The 15,455-nt window shown below is 35.0% G+C and carries 18 protein-coding genes; 9 read left to right on the plus strand and 9 right to left on the minus strand.

Translation table 11 applies throughout. The features are described 5' to 3' along the window. Positions 1–256 precede the first annotated feature (256 nt). Positions 257–1,354, minus strand: coding sequence for a calcium:proton antiporter (locus tag CHSO_RS17545; RefSeq protein WP_045498788.1), 1,098 nt, complete (start codon positions 1,352–1,354; stop codon positions 257–259). A 449-nt stretch (positions 1,355–1,803) separates the two neighbouring features. On the opposite strand from CHSO_RS17545, the gene CHSO_RS17550 reads away from it, so the two are divergent. The 5 genes from CHSO_RS17550 (at position 1,804) to CHSO_RS17570 (ending at position 3,834) form a co-directional block, all read left to right on the plus strand. Continuing rightward, entirely contained in the window at positions 1,804–2,022 is a 219-nt protein-coding gene (locus CHSO_RS17550) for a hypothetical protein (RefSeq protein WP_045498790.1), read from the plus strand. A 139-nt stretch (positions 2,023–2,161) separates the two neighbouring features. Continuing rightward, positions 2,162–2,500, plus strand: coding sequence for a cupin domain-containing protein (locus CHSO_RS17555; RefSeq protein WP_045498792.1), 339 nt, complete (start codon positions 2,162–2,164; stop codon positions 2,498–2,500). Beyond that, a complete protein-coding gene (locus CHSO_RS17560) occupies positions 2,493–2,723 on the plus strand; it encodes a hypothetical protein (RefSeq protein ID WP_045498804.1) in 231 nt (76 codons plus the stop codon). Before CHSO_RS17555 ends, CHSO_RS17560 begins: the two co-directional genes overlap by 8 nt. Before the next feature lie 7 nt (positions 2,724–2,730). Further along, the gene (locus CHSO_RS17565; protein WP_144428959.1) at positions 2,731–3,531 is read left to right on the plus strand and encodes a hypothetical protein; all 801 of its coding nucleotides are present in this window, start codon (positions 2,731–2,733) and stop codon (positions 3,529–3,531) included. 39 nt (positions 3,532–3,570) lie between these two features. Beyond that, entirely contained in the window at positions 3,571–3,834 is a 264-nt protein-coding gene (locus CHSO_RS17570; RefSeq protein ID WP_045498810.1) for a hypothetical protein, read from the plus strand. Here CHSO_RS17570 and CHSO_RS17575 read toward each other — a convergent pair. The 3 genes from CHSO_RS17575 to CHSO_RS17585 form a co-directional block, all read right to left on the minus strand. After that, positions 3,827–4,285 (minus strand): MaoC family dehydratase, encoded by a 459-nt coding sequence (locus CHSO_RS17575; RefSeq protein WP_045498813.1) that lies wholly within the window; start codon positions 4,283–4,285, stop codon positions 3,827–3,829. The two genes, CHSO_RS17570 and CHSO_RS17575, sit on opposite strands and share 8 nt — an antisense overlap. Before the next feature lie 295 nt (positions 4,286–4,580). Next, positions 4,581–4,775, minus strand: coding sequence for a cold-shock protein (locus CHSO_RS17580; RefSeq protein ID WP_045498816.1), 195 nt, complete (start codon positions 4,773–4,775; stop codon positions 4,581–4,583). A 50-nt stretch (positions 4,776–4,825) separates the two neighbouring features. After that, entirely contained in the window at positions 4,826–5,944 is a 1,119-nt protein-coding gene (locus CHSO_RS17585) for a DEAD/DEAH box helicase (protein WP_045498819.1), read from the minus strand. Between the two features lie 436 nt (positions 5,945–6,380). Here CHSO_RS17585 and CHSO_RS17590 point away from each other — a divergent pair, with 436 nt between their 5' ends. Further along, complete coding sequence (locus tag CHSO_RS17590) at positions 6,381–7,331, plus strand: beta-1,6-N-acetylglucosaminyltransferase (protein ID WP_045498822.1); 951 nt, start codon at positions 6,381–6,383, stop codon at positions 7,329–7,331. A gap of 57 nt (positions 7,332–7,388) precedes the next feature. Beyond that, positions 7,389–7,973 carry a ferritin-like domain-containing protein gene (locus CHSO_RS17595; protein WP_045498825.1) on the plus strand — a complete coding sequence of 195 codons (585 nt, stop codon included), beginning with the start codon at positions 7,389–7,391 and terminating at the stop codon, positions 7,971–7,973. Positions 7,974–8,335: 362 nt separating this feature from the next. Here the strand turns inward: CHSO_RS17595 and pgl are convergent, their stop codons facing one another. From pgl to gndA, 3 genes are read right to left on the minus strand one after another with little or no spacing between them, the layout of a single operon-like run. Further along, positions 8,336–9,064, minus strand: a complete 729-nt coding sequence (pgl, locus tag CHSO_RS17600; RefSeq protein WP_045498828.1) for a 6-phosphogluconolactonase — start codon at positions 9,062–9,064, stop codon at positions 8,336–8,338. Continuing rightward, positions 9,057–10,577: a glucose-6-phosphate dehydrogenase gene (gene zwf, locus CHSO_RS17605; RefSeq protein WP_045498831.1), complete on the minus strand. Its 1,521-nt coding sequence runs from the start codon at positions 10,575–10,577 to the stop codon at positions 9,057–9,059. The genes pgl and zwf overlap by 8 nt, the downstream gene beginning before the upstream one ends. Positions 10,578–10,589: 12 nt before the next feature. After that, entirely contained in the window at positions 10,590–11,987 is a 1,398-nt protein-coding gene (gndA, locus tag CHSO_RS17610; protein WP_045498844.1) for an NADP-dependent phosphogluconate dehydrogenase, read from the minus strand. Positions 11,988–12,461: 474 nt separating this feature from the next. On the opposite strand from gndA, the gene CHSO_RS25700 reads away from it, so the two are divergent. Both CHSO_RS25700 and CHSO_RS17620 read left to right on the plus strand, forming a co-directional pair. Further along, positions 12,462–12,974 carry a hypothetical protein gene (locus CHSO_RS25700; RefSeq protein WP_144428960.1) on the plus strand — a complete coding sequence of 171 codons (513 nt, stop codon included), beginning with the start codon at positions 12,462–12,464 and terminating at the stop codon, positions 12,972–12,974. A gap of 58 nt (positions 12,975–13,032) precedes the next feature. Beyond that, a complete protein-coding gene (locus CHSO_RS17620) occupies positions 13,033–13,821 on the plus strand; it encodes a PhzF family phenazine biosynthesis protein (protein ID WP_045498850.1) in 789 nt (262 codons plus the stop codon). A 133-nt stretch (positions 13,822–13,954) separates the two neighbouring features. On the opposite strand, the gene CHSO_RS17625 is transcribed toward CHSO_RS17620, so the two are convergent. After that, positions 13,955–14,173 (minus strand): DUF4287 domain-containing protein, encoded by a 219-nt coding sequence (locus CHSO_RS17625; RefSeq protein ID WP_045498853.1) that lies wholly within the window; start codon positions 14,171–14,173, stop codon positions 13,955–13,957. Positions 14,174–14,264: 91 nt separating this feature from the next. Continuing rightward, positions 14,265–15,209: a pentapeptide repeat-containing protein gene (locus tag CHSO_RS17630; RefSeq protein WP_045498856.1), complete on the minus strand. Its 945-nt coding sequence runs from the start codon at positions 15,207–15,209 to the stop codon at positions 14,265–14,267. Between the last annotated feature and the right edge of the window lie 246 nt (positions 15,210–15,455).

A 15,455-nucleotide genomic window follows, 5' to 3' on the forward strand; every position in this document is an offset into this window, starting at 1 on the left:
TTTTATATTATTTAACCTGAGTTCGGGATAAGACATTTCTGTTTTTAGTAAGGAAGGAAGCCTGGAGCAGGGAGAGGGAAGTGAGCCGGGGTTAAAAAAAACACTTACAACCCTGTAATTTATGATTTTTTTAAAGACTGCTTCATCAAATTTTACCGCAACGTCAGAAATTATAGCTCCGATAGTAACTTCCAGCCTATTATCCTTAATTTTATGATCCCGAACTCGGGTTATTTATACATTAATACACAGTAGTTTATGGAACGATCGTAATAAAAAGGTAAATTAAAAAAATAGCGATCAGTACAATTCCCTGCATGATATTGGTTCTGCCCGTTGCCAGTGAGACGGTAATAATAAAAAGCGATAGTCCTAAAAGTATTGTTGATTTGATATCTATCCCTAATGACATTCTTATGCCGGTTATTACAGATATAATGGCAATCGCAGGAATACTTAGCCCTATACTTGCTAAAGCAGAACCAAAAGCCAGATTTAATGAAGTTTGAATTTCATCACTTTTTGCAGCTCTGAATGCAGCCAACCCTTCCGGAAGGAGAACAATACCAGCAATAATGATACCTACAAGAGACCTTGGAGCACCAACCGAAACAACGATATGTTCCACATCCTTTGAAAGAAGCTTTGCCAGTAAAACGACTATTCCCAGAGACAAGATTAATAATATACAGCTGATATACAATTGTTTTCGGGAAATCATTTCATGACTATTTTGTGCAGGCTCATTTTTAGATAGTTTGTTTTGTGGAGAAATGAAAAAGCTTCGGTGTCTAAACGTTTGGATCATGGTAAATCCGAGATAAAGTCCTAAAGAAATTAAGGCGATAAAAAGCAATTGGAAGGACGTATATTCACCTCCAAGATGACTTACCGTATAATTGGGCAGAATAAGTACAAAAATAATAACAGAGGTAAGTGTAATCAATGCAGTACTTACTCCTTGTAGTGTAAAGCTTTGTTCCCTATATCTTAAAGAGCCTATTATAATGCAGCTTCCAATGATTCCGGTAAGAATTATCATTACTGCTGCAAAAACCGTATCTCTGGCGAGGGTGATGGTTTCTAAACCTTTTGCTCCCATCATGATAGAAATAATAAGTCCTACTTCTATAACTGTAATGGCAAATGCCAGAAGTAAAGTTCCGAATGGCTCCCCCAAACGATGGGCAATGACTTCAGAATGATATACTGCAGCCAACACACTTCCTATCAAAAATAAAGCAAGAATCACAGAGTAATACCCTGAAGAAAAAACAGAATTTCCAACATAAGAGAGCCACGCCAGGATAGGAACCAAAAACGTCCACATCCATAAATATTTTTTTATATTCATAAAAACATTAATAATTTACAATTGAATTGTCCTTTGGAGGAAATCAAGAGTTCTATATTTTCCTTTTCAAAACAGTCTTATTAATGATTTGAAGCAGATTAGAAATAATAATATACCGGAAATATTAAATAATGAAAAGAAGAGAACATGCAGGAACTGAAAGTCCGGATCACCAGCTCAATGTAGTTGTTCAGCAAGATACAAATAATCAATCACTTATTTAGAATTATATAGCAGTATTTTAAGTTAGTTTTTTTCCTAGGGCTCAATAACTTCCACTACTTCATCAGAACCATCAAACAGAACAACCGTATTTCAGATGCTCAAAACAAGCTGGTATTTTGTAAAAGTGTGATATGTGCAACATAAAAGAAACAATCTGTAATACAATAGATGATGAAACACCCAACTTTGTACTGTAGCAATGACGTTACATTAAAATCCACCTTATGGACACAAACCACAATAAAGGCGATAAATCTTTCAAAATTCCCGGAGACTGGAATGAACAGTCTAAACAGCTGAAAGAAAAATTCTCAACATTAACGGACTATGATCTGAAGTTTGAAGAAGGTAAAGAAAAGGAAATGATTGAAAGAATCGGAAACAGATTAAGAAAAAACCGTGAAGAGGTTCTCAATATTATCAAAGAAATTAATCTTTCATAAATTGTTTTCAAAGACAGTTAAAATCTATGATAAAGACATATTTATTACAGGCTTTAACTGGAAAAAGGGATGGGATATTAGACAGTTCTGTCCCTTTTATTTACAATACCTGTCTAGTCTTTATACTTAAAAAGTTGCGATGAATCATAAAGAACTTGAAAAATCAAAAGTATATATTACCAGTCAGATTGTAGAATACATTCCGAATTCTGTAGTCAGCAAGACCATACTGGAAAAGCTAACCGGCAATATCAGTGCTTTATCGTTTGATGACAAAGAAGGATTACCCGAAAAAATTTCTCCTTTTGATACTGTTGTACAGATCATTGAAGGTAAAGCAGAAATCATTATAGACGGAGCTTCTTATTTTATGGAAGAAGGTGAATGCATTATCATTCCCGCCCATAAATCTCACTCTGTAAAAGGAAATAAACGCTTTAAGATGATAGTAACAATAATAAAAAGCGGCTATGAATAATGTAGATACCATATCAATTCTAACAAAAAAGATATTTAAAAAAACAGTTGAAATTCAAAAAGAATTTCCTGAACTGTATGACCTTTTAGATGAAACTCCACTATTTTTTTCTTTTGCAGAAAAAAATATCACGATCAAAGATTTAAGACAATATCTTATTTCTCTTATCATACAACAAAAATCTTTTGAAAAAGGGATTATCAAAAAAAATGATTTACAATAAAACTCTGATGAAAACACTAACTAAGCATCCAAAGAGCAAATTGGGGCTCAGAAATAAAAAAAATATTTCAAGAAGAGCCTATTACTCACAGTTTGTTGTTTTATTCTATATTAGAAATACCAATATCACCCTAGAAAGGGATGCTACGGAAATTCTTAGGATGTTAAAAGAATTACAGCAGCTTACTAACAGATCAAGATTGGTATTCAGTACATATTGCAGCTTAAGCCAGCATAATCTGTGGCAGTCTGTTTTAGAGAACCTGAGCGAGAACATAAAATATATTAGAATGCAGTTTGAATATATACTGGAGAACATTCTTAAAAAAGATAAAATCAATGCATCTATATTCTGGCAGCAAAACAAAATCTATATGCATGAGCTGGAGGTGAGCCATAAAAAACTCATCCAACTGGCTACTCAGGTTTTACCAAAAGAAGAAAGATTATCATGGAAAGTAACTATTTGCCATTTTTATGATGAAATTTTTTCTTTACTGATTCCACTTATTAGTATATGCAGACTTGAATTGGACTTTATAGAAAAATACTCGCCAAAAATCTTTAACCAAACTACGATGGATATTATTAAAGATATTCCGAAAAATTACACATTACAGGAAGCAAAGGAATATGAACATGAATACTTAAAAGTATTAACCAACTATAGTCATGAATTCTACAGAAAAAATAATTTTTGGAACAGTTTATTATATATCCTTTCAGGCGGTATGTACCCACTGCCATCAAAACGTACCTTGTCTAAAAGATGGATCAGTAGGAAAATGAAAGATAAGCTTCCAAAATAAACCTCAAACTAAATTTTCATCTTATTAAATATTTTTGCAGTGAAAACAATACATCTTTTTCGGTTTAACGATACTATTTTCCATAAAATTCCTTTTTTTAAAGAGGAACATAGACTGGAAACCGATGTAACAGAACTCGATATAATGAATATTGAAATCGTCACCGAATATATCGTGGAAACTCATGATGATTTTAGTTTCGAGAACACCTCCAAGAATGACCTTTCATTACTGTGCAAAGAAGCACAAAAAACAATCGAACATTATTTTGTGGTAAGATTAGATCATTATGATTCTATATGAAATGGTAAAGAAAAATAACATCTCCTGCATAGGCCGGTTTAGCATGGCCTTTTATTAGAAGTTTTGCTTCCACCACTACTTTTACGGTTCCTCTGAGATCTGTCACAGATTTTACTGTAGCTTGTAGTCTCACCTCACTATTCACAGGAACTGCCTGTCCAAATTTAAGATTCTCAATTCCGTAATTGATTTCCATTTTTACATTTCTCACCTCTGCAATTTGTTTCCAGAGATAAGGAATCAGTGATAATGTTAAATAACCATGAGCTATAGTGGATTTAAAAGGGCCTTCCTTTTCTGCTTTTTCTTTATCTGTGTGAATCCACTGATAATCTAAGGTGGCTTCTGCAAATCTGTTAATCTGAGTCTGATCTATCGTATGCCAGGCAGAAACCCCAATCATTTTGCCTTCAAGAGCTTTATATTCAATAAAATTGTTGATAATAATCATATGGTGTTCTTCTTCCTTATAAACGTATATGTTGGTGTTTAATTATCTTGTTACTGAATAACTCAATACCAAACTCATGAGATCTCTTCTTTTCAAAATCTTTAAAAACCTCTTACAAACAAGTAAGAGGTCAATGAACATTATGGAAATAAAAAGTAATGTATTTATAGTAATGTCCGTTCAAATAATATATCCATACCTATTTGTCTGGATATATTATTTGTTAAAAAATATAAAATTATGAAACTGGAATTGCAAAAAATTATCTTTTGAAATATCTACAATCAAGTTTAAATTATGCCAATTTTACGTTGACAGCATTTAAGCCCTTGTCACTTTTTTGTACATCAAAAACGACTTTATCGTTTTCACGAATTGAACTTATGCTCAACCCTGAAGAATGTACAAATATGTCCTTACTTCCATCTGAAGGAGTAATAAATCCGAAGCCTTTTGCTTCATTGAAAAATTTTACGGTGCCTTGTTGCATTGTAATTATTATTAAAATTTGAATATTATGTTCTGTAAACGCTACAGACTTTATTTATAAAATGATCTGACCGGCACTGTAAATCCGATCAGCTTTTGAATATTTTTAAGATCCACACGCTCATCTGTATCGCAAAACGAAATGGCAGTACCTTCTGCTCCTGCCCTTCCTGTTCTTCCAATCCGGTGAACATAGGTTTCCGGGATATTAGGAAGTTCATAATTAACAACATTAGGAAGATCATCTATATCAATTCCTCTGGCGGCAATATCTGTAGCCACCAATACATTAATTCTGCTGCTTTTAAAATCATCCAGTGCATTTTGCCTTGCTGCCTGCGATTTATTTCCATGAATAGCTGCTGCAAAAATCCCCACATCCTCTAACTGTTGAACAAGTTTATTTGCAACATGTTTAGTACGGGTGAAAACTAATGATCTAGTAGTATTTTTTTCCTGCAGGATATCTATCAACAGATCTGTTTTATCTTTTTTCTCTACAAAATATACAGATTGCTTTACTGTTTGTGCTGTTGAAGAAACTGGTGTTACAGTAACCCCTACAGGATTATTCAGAATGGTTTCTGCAAATTTCTTTATACTTACCGGCATGGTTGCAGAAAAAAACAGTGTTTGTCTTTTACGGGGAATTAAATTTAAAACTTTTTTCACATCATTTATGAACCCCATATCAAGCATTCTGTCTGCTTCATCCAAAACCAATATTTCAAGTTTAGAAAGATCAATATGTCTTTGATTCACCAAATCCAGTAATCTTCCGGGAGTTGCTACAAGAATATCTACTCTTTTTCTCAGAGCAGCAAGCTGTCCCCCTATTGAAACTCCTCCAAAAACAGAAAGTTGGGATAAGGGCAGATATTTGCTGTAAATGCTAAAATTTTCTTCTATTTGTATGGCCAATTCTCGGGTTGGAGTGAGAATTAGGGTACGGATTTCTTGATGTTCAGGATTATGTCTTTTCAGTAACTGTAGTATAGGCATAGCAAATGCTGCAGTTTTCCCGGTTCCGGTTTGTGCACATGCTATGATATCCCTTCCTGCCAGAATATGTGGAATTGCAGCACTCTGTATTTCCGTAGGCTTGGAATATCCAGCTTCCGTTACAGCACGAACAATGGGATTGATTAAGTTTAAGTTTTTAAAGCTCATTATAAATTCCGGTCTTCCGGTAGTTGGTAAGCAAATCTGTTTATCAGAATTTGAGTTGGTATCAGGATAAACAAATAAAGAGTACTTTTCCGGTTTATCGTTTTGCTTGCTTTATCTGTAGCAATATTATCCAATATTGTTTATGACCAGCAATAACATATCGCTCCTATTGATGGTAGGACTTTTATAATCTTCTGCGTTTCAATCATGAAATCAAGATTATAAATGGTAGCTGAAAAAGCAAAACTGGAAAAGAAAATTGTGATTTTAAACTATTACAGAATAGCAAAGGCAGTGACCTGTTTTATAAATGCAAACCTACGATAAAAAAAACAAACAAAACCACATTTAATTAGCTGATTATCAAAAAATTATTCATATCTTCCGCACGTCAATCGAATTGTTTGCAGATGCGGATGATTTTAAGCTTCCCAAAATGCAAACAGCTTTTCCCCTACCTCAGACCCAAACCCAAACCCTGGAATCATATGCAACACCGCATATAAAGATTGCCTATTTTATTATGATACATCATAAACCTCATGTATTCAAGGAGATGTTTCAGAAAATTTACACAAAAGACCAGTTCTATCTTATTCATATTGACAGAAAGGCTCAACCGGCCTTCACGGAAGAGATACAGCTCTACATAGTACAATTTCCCAATGTTTTTATTTTAGATAGCCTGAATATTGTTTCAGGAGGCTTCAGTATGATCCAGGCAGAGCTTAATGCCATGGAATTCCTTTTAAATGTAAGTCGGGAATGGGATTATTTCATCAATCTTAGTGGTGAAGATTATCCTCTTAAATCCCAATCCATTATACGTAAATTCCTTACAGTGAATAAAGGCCGGAATTATCTGTTCTATTACGACCAGAAATTTTACAGACCGGATACCCTGAAAAGAATACAAAATCATTTCACCGAATTAGCCTATATCATCTCCTCATTCATTTATAAAAGAGAATTTATGAAAGGGGTAACTCCCTATATTGGAGGAAAATGGTTTATATTTACAAGAGAAACCTGTGCTTTCTTAACAAACAATAAAAAAGTAATGGATTTTGAAGATTATTATCTTCATACCTTTTTGCCTGCCGAATCATTTTTCCAGACCGTTCTTATGAATACATCATTTAATGATATTATTGTAAATGATGATAAAAGGGCACTATTATTTGAGAAGTCAATTTTTCAGAATAAACAGGATATACTGAAATATATAGAATCTCTGAAATCCAGCAATCAGCTTTTTATCAGAAAGATAAATAATAAAACGGATGAAAGCATCCGCAGCTATATTGAAAATACTTTTCTTCTTCCTTTAACTGAGGTTGATGAAGTGGAAAGGGAATTAAAAAGAGATGACCGGCAAAATAATTAGTTTATTAAACGGTCTAGCAGTATAGCTGCTAAAGCAATCACACTAAATCTAAGTATTATGGCAACAAAAAATGTAACAAAGAAAACAGCAGCAAAAAAAGCACCTGCTAAATCGGTTTCTGCAAAAAAAACAGTGAAAACCCCAGCAAAGAAAAATGCAGCCAAAGGATTGAAAGACCTGTTTGAAGATGGACTGAAAAACATTTACTGGGCAGAAAAAGCATTGGTAAGAGCATTACCTAAAATGTATAAGAATGCAACAGACAAAAAGCTTAAAATGGCTATTGAAAATCACCTCAGAGAAACAGAAATTCATGTAAAAAGGCTTGAAGAATGTTTTAAATCTCTGAAGAAAAGAGCACAAGCCAAAAAATGCGATGCCATGCAAGGTCTTCTTGACGAGGGCAAAAACATCATGAAAGAAACCCAATCCGGACCTGTAAGAGATACAGGAATCATCGCTGCTGCACAAAAGGTAGAACACTATGAAATTGCAACCTATGGAACCCTTGCTGCTTATGCAAAAGTTCTAAAAGAGAATGTTTCCCTCAAAAACCTTCTGGCAACCCTGAGTGAGGAAAAAAAATGCGATAAGCTCCTTACAAAGATTGCAGATACAGCGCTAAATACTAAATCCTTATAATAATTTCAATTGGTTATTTTTGAGGTGATTCACCACAAAATTAAGTCTAGACTAGACTGTTCTAATGCCTCTTTGCTCAAAATAAAAATATGAAAGGGCAATTATGCCCTTTCATATTTTTGCGATATTTCTTTTAGACGGTATATAATTAACCTCCGTTCGGAATAAGAATTACTGGTTTGAAGGCAGAAAATGGAAGTAATGAAAGCCATCAATACTAGCTTCTTTCTCTTTTTAAAGGTATTTAATGATAACTGTGAATGTAGTTATTATACCCGAAACTAACTTCCAGCTTCCGGCATTTAATTCTAGTTTCCTTAACCCAAACTCAGATTAATTATATTCTCTGCTATTTATGAAAATTAAATAGTACCATTCAAATATTTTGCAGCTTTTCCATCAACCAAAAATAAAAGTTCACCTTGAGCAGGTGCTAATAATTGTGAAGGATATAATGAAGGGTTATATGCTCCTTTCAGAACTTCCTTCAAAGCTTCAGCTTTCGCATCACCAAAAGTAAGAACAATGATCTTCCTGGCTTTATTTAAAAAAGGAGCCGTAAGGGTAATCCTATACATTTGCTGAGCATCCAGATAATAAGCAGCCACCCATTTTTCTTTCTCCTCCAGAACTGCAGTACCTGGAAACAGTGAAGCAGTATGCCCATCGCCTCCCATTCCCAGAAGGACTAGATCCATTACTCCGCCATCTCCTAGTTTTTCTTTCAAAAGAACATTGTACGCTGAGGCAAAATCCTCAGGTTTTACCCCTTCCTTAAACATTGGAAAGATATTAGATGAGAGAACAGGGACGTTTTTCAAAAGAGTTTCCTGTGACATTTTAGCATTACTCAGCTCATTATCCAGAGGTACCCATCTTTCGTCACCCCAAAAAACCAGAACTTTAGCCCAATCAATTTGACTTTTATATTGATCTTCTGACAACAGCCTGTATAAGCCTTCCGGTGAAGAGCCACCTGTTAGGGCAACTGTAAAATAACCTTTCTGATCTATTGCTTCATTAGCAGCATCTACAAATAGCCTTGCCGCTTCTTTAAAAATTTCGTCTGTTGATGGTAGTATATTAAGCATTTTTTTCACTTTTCAATATTTCTTGGGAATTAGCAAGCCAGTAATGACCTTGTCTCTTCAGTAATTCATCTGCTGCTTCCGGCCCTGAACTTCCCGCAGGATAAGTAAACATTTTTGAAACGTTTCCTTTTTCCCATGCTGTCTGGATATTGGTGATAACATCCCAGGCCTCTTCTACCTGATCTGAACGCATAAACAGAGTAGAATCCCCATCAAGCGCATCCAATAATAAAGTCTCGTAAGCTTCCGGTGTATCTGGTGAGCATTCAAAATAATCGAATACCATTTCAGCAGGTTTTAACTCCATCTCAAGACCTGATTTTTTGGTCATAAATGATAATTTGATATCCATTTCAGGCTGAATATCAATCGTTAATTTATTGGGCTGCAATGTATTTATCTTACTCATAAAGGTGGTACAAGGAACTTCTTTAAAACTGATGATTACAGAAGATGCTTTTTCTGACATCGATTTACCGGTACGCATATAAAACGGAACCCCATTCCATCTCTCATTATCAACATAAAACTTCATGGCAACATACGTTTCCGTGTTTGAGTTTGGATTAACTCCCGGTTCCTGCAGATATCCCCGTTTAGGTTGTCCTTCAATTTCTCCCTGCGTGTATTGTGCTCTGACTGTATAGTGATTGATATCTTCCGGATTTATTCTTCTTACACTTTTCAGTACGTCTACTTTTCGGTTTCTGATCTCTGTAGATTCAAATTCTGTAGGGGCTTCCATGGCTACCATACAAAGAATCTGCATTAAATGGTTCTGGATCATATCCCGCAAAGCTCCTGAACCGTCATAATAACCTCCTCTATCTTCAACGCCTACTGTTTCTGCAACGGTAATCTGTACAGAATCAATATATTTATTATTCCACAGGGGCTCAAAAATAGTGTTTCCAAATCGGAAAGCCAGGATATTCTGTACGTTTTCTTTTCCCAAATAATGGTCTATCCTATAAATCTGTTCTTCTTTGAAGGTTTGTGCTAACATGGTATTAAGAGCCACCGCCGATTCTTTGTCGTACCCAAAAGGTTTCTCAATAATCATCCGATCCTGATCTACATTTTCTGCCAGGCCATTTTTCTTAAGGCTATTCGATACCTTTTCAATAAAACTAGGAGCTACCGATAAGTAAAAAAGACGATTAGCTCTGATTCCTAAATTGGTATCAATATAATCGAGTTGATTTTTCAATTGGATAAAAGATTCTTCCTGTGTAATATCAAACTTTATGAATTTGATTTTTTCTTTGAATGCATTCCATTTGTCTTCAGAGAAGTTTTTGATCCTCGAAAAAGCTTTGATATTTTCTAAGATATAGGCCCTGAATTCTTCCTGTGTATGCTCAGTTCTTCCCAACGAAAGAAGCTCAAAATCATCCGGCATCCAGCCTTCCAGAAACAGATTGAAAAATGCAGGAAATAATTTTCTTTTTGCCAGATCCCCTGTTCCTCCAAAAACGACGATAGAGGTTGGCTTTTTATCATTATTTTTCATTTGATTTATTTTTTATGATTCCCAACGAGTATGGAAAACGCCTTCTTTATCTATTCTTTCATAAGTATGTGCCCCAAAGAAATCGCGTTGGGCCTGAATAAGGTTAGTAGGTAAGTTTTCAGAACGATAAGCATCAAAATAGGATAATGCATTCATCCAGGCAGAAACTGGTGTCCCATTTTGAATGGCCTCTTTCAGAACATAGCGGATACTGCTTTGTGTTGTATTTAGCTTTTCAGCAATCTGTTTATCAAGCAATACATTTGGTAAATCTGATTGTGCTGCGAATGCTTTTCTAAAATCTTCGAGCAAAGTAGCTCTAATGATACAACCTCCTCTCCAGATTTTGCACACCGTTTCTAAATGCAGGTTATAACCATAAGTCTCTGAAGCTATTTTAAGCTGGGAAAGTCCCTGAGCATAGGTTGTTATAATAGCAAAGTAAAGAGCTTTTTTCAGCTGATCTAAACTAACATTATTAATTTCCTTATCATTATTCCAGGTCAGGAGCTTTGAAGCCTGAATTCTTTCCGGCTTATATTTGGACATATCTCTCATGTTTACGGCTGCATCAATGACTGGCACCGGAACCTGCAGATCCATAGCATTTTGTGAGGTCCATTTTCCTGTTCCTTTGGATTTTGCCCAATCTGAAATAAGGTCTACCAAATATTTATCTCCTTCTTTTTGCTTTAAGATATCTGCCGTAATCTCTATAAGGAAGGAATTTAATTCCTCTTGATTCCATTGTTCAAATGACTGCTGTATGGTTTCATGATCCAAATGATAAACATTCTTCATGATATCGTAGGTCTCTGCAATAAGCTGCATAATTCCATATTCTATCCCATTATGTACCATTTTCACATAGTTCCCGGCAGATCCGTTGCCTAAAAACTCTACACAAGGCTCACCATCTACCTTAGCCGCAATAGCTTCGAAAATTGGTCTCAAACGTTCATACGCTATTTTATCACCACCAGGCATCATGCTTGGCCCTCTTCTCGCACCACTTTCTCCTCCTGATATTCCCATCCCGAAAAAATGGATTCCTTTTGAAGAAAGTTCCTGATATCTTCTGTCTGTATCTGTAAAATAAGTGTTTCCGCCATCTATAATAATATCTCCCTGAGCTAAAAATGGAAGCAAAGTTTGTATAGCACCATCTACAGGAGCTCCGGCGGGAACCAATAGCATAATAGCTCTGGGCTGTTCAAGGGATTTTACAAAGGCTTCCGGCTGAACAGTAGCATAAATATGATGGTCTTTTTGAGCTTCCGCCTGTAATGAATCTGCTTTTTCCTGATCTAAATCCAAACCTGCAACAGCATATCCGTTATCAGCCATGTTAAGCAATAAATTCCGGCCCATAACGCCTAAGCCAACTATACCAAAATTGTATGTAATCATTTTCAAAATGTTTTATGAATGTCAATTTATATCAATTGCTACCAAGAAATTTAGTTCATTGAAATAGCAGCAATCCTGTATTTAAAATACTTTATTAAAATTAATTCTTATTTTCGACATGTCTGAGATAAAAAAAGAGATATTTATAGAATCAATAGCAGAAAAAGAAAACTTGGAGAAGGTTTGAAAAGGGAAGCGGGAGGCTGGAAGTTACTTTTAGTCATATCATTCCTCATAGTCTCATTATACAGCTCCATTAAAGCACTGACAATATTACAGTTATATTTTATAAACTTCAAAACGTTCCTCTTCCAACTCCTATGTTTACTTTCAAATAGCTTAACAAGATTTTAAGCGGTATAATTACTGAGAAATCTCAGATTAAAAATTCCTCTAAAATTTGTATTTTTATAGTATGGAATATATTTTCTGCTCAGTAAATATCATAGCAGTAGAAATCCAACACTCTTATTCATGAAAAAATTAAATCCCAGTTATTTCGAATTCTTCTTTTTCAGGTATGGATTCATTGTTATTTTTGTTCAAATAGTTTCGATATCACTTTATTTTTTCACTGAAGAAAAAGATACTGCTTATTTGGCTATGACAGCTGTTCTATGCTTTTTATTTCTAGTATTTGTATGTTCGTCAGACTATCGCATGCTGAGAAAAAACCTTCCTCTTGCCCATGTTTTTCTAACCAATGAAGGCCTTATCATTAACGAAAAGCCTTATCCTGCTGAACAAATAGAAGAAGTTGCCTTTATGCCTGTAAGACATGCTTTGAACAAATTTCCGACATATTTTGTTGAAATTACAAGCCATGATGGGGCCGTTTTTTATTTTCTTGAGAAAAATATGGGCTGGAATTTTGAATCACCTACCATTAAAGTATTGAATAAACATCCCTTATTCTCTTTAAAAACAAAAGAAAAAAGCGAATCTTCAGAGGGTTTTTCAGCGTTTAAAAAGCAAAAACTATCATAGACCCAGGCACTCACCGAAAAATAAATTATCTTTAATACAAACCTAAAATTTCTCAATTATGAAGTTAGAATTATATCAAATAGATGCGTTTACAGAAGAGATTTTCCATGGAAATCCTGCATGTGTTGTTCCCTTGAAAAATTGGTTACCCGATGAAACCCTTTTAAAAATAGCCCGTGAAAATGCTGTGGCAGAAACAGCGTTCTTTATTGATAATGGTGATACCATTCACCTGAGATGGTTTACCCCTGAAATAGAGATGGATCTATGTGGACATGCTACCCTTGCTACCGCACATTGCTTAGCTTCCATCCTAAAGTATCCGAACAGCAGAATTGTTTTTGAAACCCAAAGTGGTGAATTGACAGTGGATGTAAAAGATGGATTTTATTATATGGATTTTCCGTCAAGAATGCCTGAAGCATCTACTCTTCCGGATACGATAGCCAAGTCCTTGAATATACAACCTAAAGAGGTTTTCAAATCAAGAGATTACGTTCTGGTATACGAGTCTGAAGAAGACATCAAAAATATTAAAGTTGAAAGATCTATTTTAGACCTTATCAATCTGGATCCGGGAGGGGTTGTAGTAACTGCTGCAGGTACTGATAGTGATTTTGTTTCAAGATATTTTACACCACAGGCTTCAATTCTTGAAGATCCTGTAACCGGCTCGGCACATTGTTCTCTTATCCCGTTCTGGTCTTCAAGATTAGGAAAAGATAAGCTTTTTGCCCGCCAGTTATCAGAAAGAGGCGGCCAGCTCTATTGTGAAAACAAAAATGAAAGAGTGATTGTGGCTGGGAAAGCCAGAACCTATTCTACAGGACATTTTTGGATAGAATAACATTATATTGATACAGCTTCAATCCAATCTTATAAAAAAGTGATCTGAAAATAATCTTTTCAGGTTCATCAACTATCATAGGCACTTATTTCGGAAAATAGGTGCCTATGATTTTTTATAGAAATAGATTTTTTTATTCACGCTTTCCGTTAATATAGGCATACATAGCAGTAGCATGCCCATGCCCTAGTTCAAAATCCTCTTTTAACCAATTGATTATTTCTGTTGCTTTTACTCCCTTTTTTATTTTCCCTTCTTCAGTAAATCCTTTTTCCGCAGCTAAATTTTCAAAATCAGAACGGGACTTTCCGGTTTTTTCTTCAATGTTTTTAATATAGGTTTGAAATGACATACTCTTTTATTTTTGGGTTAATCTTTTTACTCTAATGTATATTTTTTAAAGATGCCATCAGCATTTTCTGTATCGCGCGAAGTAAACAGCCTTATACTTTTATTACATTAGGCAAATCTACGCCAGCTCCTTTGAGGGCTGCATAGGTTAATTTATCCATCATTGCTCCTTCAAAATCAATACTTTTAAGGGTTTTATAATATCTATTGGTAAGGGCAAATGTTGATCGGAAAGAAACATTTTTTAACGCAGCTCCTTTAAAAGAAACCCCTTTTAGACAGGCATTATCAAACTTTACATTAATGAAAAGCTGTCTATCAAGACAAAGCCCACTCATATCTGAAGAGCTAAAATCTACCCCGTCAAATTCGCAGTTTTCAAAAATTGTTTTTCTCAGATCACCCCCCGTCATCTTTACATCAATTAAGTTGTTATCGGTAAATCTTGCGTGAGTAAGATCAGATGAGGAAAACTCTGTTCGAAGCAAAACAGCTTTGCTAAAGTTTGTTCCAGAGAGGTTATTATTAGACAGCACACAATCTGTAAGATCTGCACTTTCAAAATTACCATTACTCACATCACTATTCTTAAAAGAACTACCCTTTAAATCAGCTTCAGAAAAATCTACACCCTTCAGATCACTTCCCCAAAATTTTCTCTCCGGAGCGTTTACCCCTGCAAAATCTGTCCCTACGAAGGCTCCACCACTAAAATCAGTGAGTAATGGTTCACTTACAGAATGTGAAGACTCAACCTCTGCATTATTTTTCTGCTTAGTTTCGTCAGTACTATTAGCCATATTTTTAATAGCCAATTCTTCTTTTTGAACGGGTGTATTCTCTGAAAAATAGTTAAGGTCCAAATTAAAAATTTCAGAGAGACGGTTAATGGTAATAAAATCAGGTACAGATTCTCCGCGTTCCCATTTTCCAACCGCCTGTGGACTGATAAACAGGAGTTGCGCCAGCTGTGCCTGGGACATTCTGTTCTCTTTTCTTGCCTGAACGATTTTATCGCCTAGTTTCTTTATATCCATATTCTTGTATTTTTAGTTTTTTTGACAAGACAAAGATAGCTACCGCTCCATCCACACCAATCAGAATTATAGATACTCTTAGTTGTAATTACACTACTTGTAGTTGTATTTGGCACCCTACGGTAGTATTGGGTGAGATAAAGCAAATATTCTTCATCTTCAAGGATAAAGTTTCTCTTCCATACAATCTGAGGAATAATATTAATCCCTTTTTTATACCTGTTTTTATTAGTGCCAATTAATATT

Source organism: Chryseobacterium sp. StRB126 (assembly GCF_000829375.1).
Taxonomy (GTDB): domain Bacteria; phylum Bacteroidota; class Bacteroidia; order Flavobacteriales; family Weeksellaceae; genus Chryseobacterium.

Bases quoted from the DNA above. Each gene is read 5' to 3' on its own strand.
- CHSO_RS17565 (WP_144428959.1), top strand. From the start codon at position 2,731: ATGAAAACACTAACTAAGCATCCAAAGAGCAAATTGGGGCTCAGAAAT.
- CHSO_RS17620 (WP_045498850.1), top strand. From the start codon at position 13,033: ATGAAGTTAGAATTATATCAAATAGATGCGTTTACAGAAGAGATTTTC.
- zwf (WP_045498831.1), bottom strand. From the start codon at position 10,577: ATGAAAAATAATGATAAAAAGCCAACCTCTATCGTCGTTTTTGGAGGA.
- CHSO_RS17545 (WP_045498788.1), bottom strand. From the start codon at position 1,354: ATGAATATAAAAAAATATTTATGGATGTGGACGTTTTTGGTTCCTATC.
- pgl (WP_045498828.1), bottom strand. From the start codon at position 9,064: ATGCTTAATATACTACCATCAACAGACGAAATTTTTAAAGAAGCGGCA.
- CHSO_RS17560 (WP_045498804.1), top strand. From the start codon at position 2,493: ATGAATAATGTAGATACCATATCAATTCTAACAAAAAAGATATTTAAA.
- CHSO_RS25700 (WP_144428960.1), top strand. From the start codon at position 12,462: ATGAAAAAATTAAATCCCAGTTATTTCGAATTCTTCTTTTTCAGGTAT.
- CHSO_RS17555 (WP_045498792.1), top strand. From the start codon at position 2,162: ATGAATCATAAAGAACTTGAAAAATCAAAAGTATATATTACCAGTCAG.
- CHSO_RS17625 (WP_045498853.1), bottom strand. From the start codon at position 14,173: ATGTCATTTCAAACCTATATTAAAAACATTGAAGAAAAAACCGGAAAG.
- CHSO_RS17595 (WP_045498825.1), top strand. From the start codon at position 7,389: ATGGCAACAAAAAATGTAACAAAGAAAACAGCAGCAAAAAAAGCACCT.
- CHSO_RS17580 (WP_045498816.1), bottom strand. From the start codon at position 4,775: ATGCAACAAGGCACCGTAAAATTTTTCAATGAAGCAAAAGGCTTCGGA.
- CHSO_RS17550 (WP_045498790.1), top strand. From the start codon at position 1,804: ATGGACACAAACCACAATAAAGGCGATAAATCTTTCAAAATTCCCGGA.
- CHSO_RS17575 (WP_045498813.1), bottom strand. From the start codon at position 4,285: ATGATTATTATCAACAATTTTATTGAATATAAAGCTCTTGAAGGCAAA.
- CHSO_RS17585 (WP_045498819.1), bottom strand. From the start codon at position 5,944: ATGAGCTTTAAAAACTTAAACTTAATCAATCCCATTGTTCGTGCTGTA.
- CHSO_RS17590 (WP_045498822.1), top strand. From the start codon at position 6,381: ATGCAAACAGCTTTTCCCCTACCTCAGACCCAAACCCAAACCCTGGAA.
- CHSO_RS17630 (WP_045498856.1), bottom strand. From the start codon at position 15,209: ATGGATATAAAGAAACTAGGCGATAAAATCGTTCAGGCAAGAAAAGAG.
- gndA (WP_045498844.1), bottom strand. From the start codon at position 11,987: ATGATTACATACAATTTTGGTATAGTTGGCTTAGGCGTTATGGGCCGG.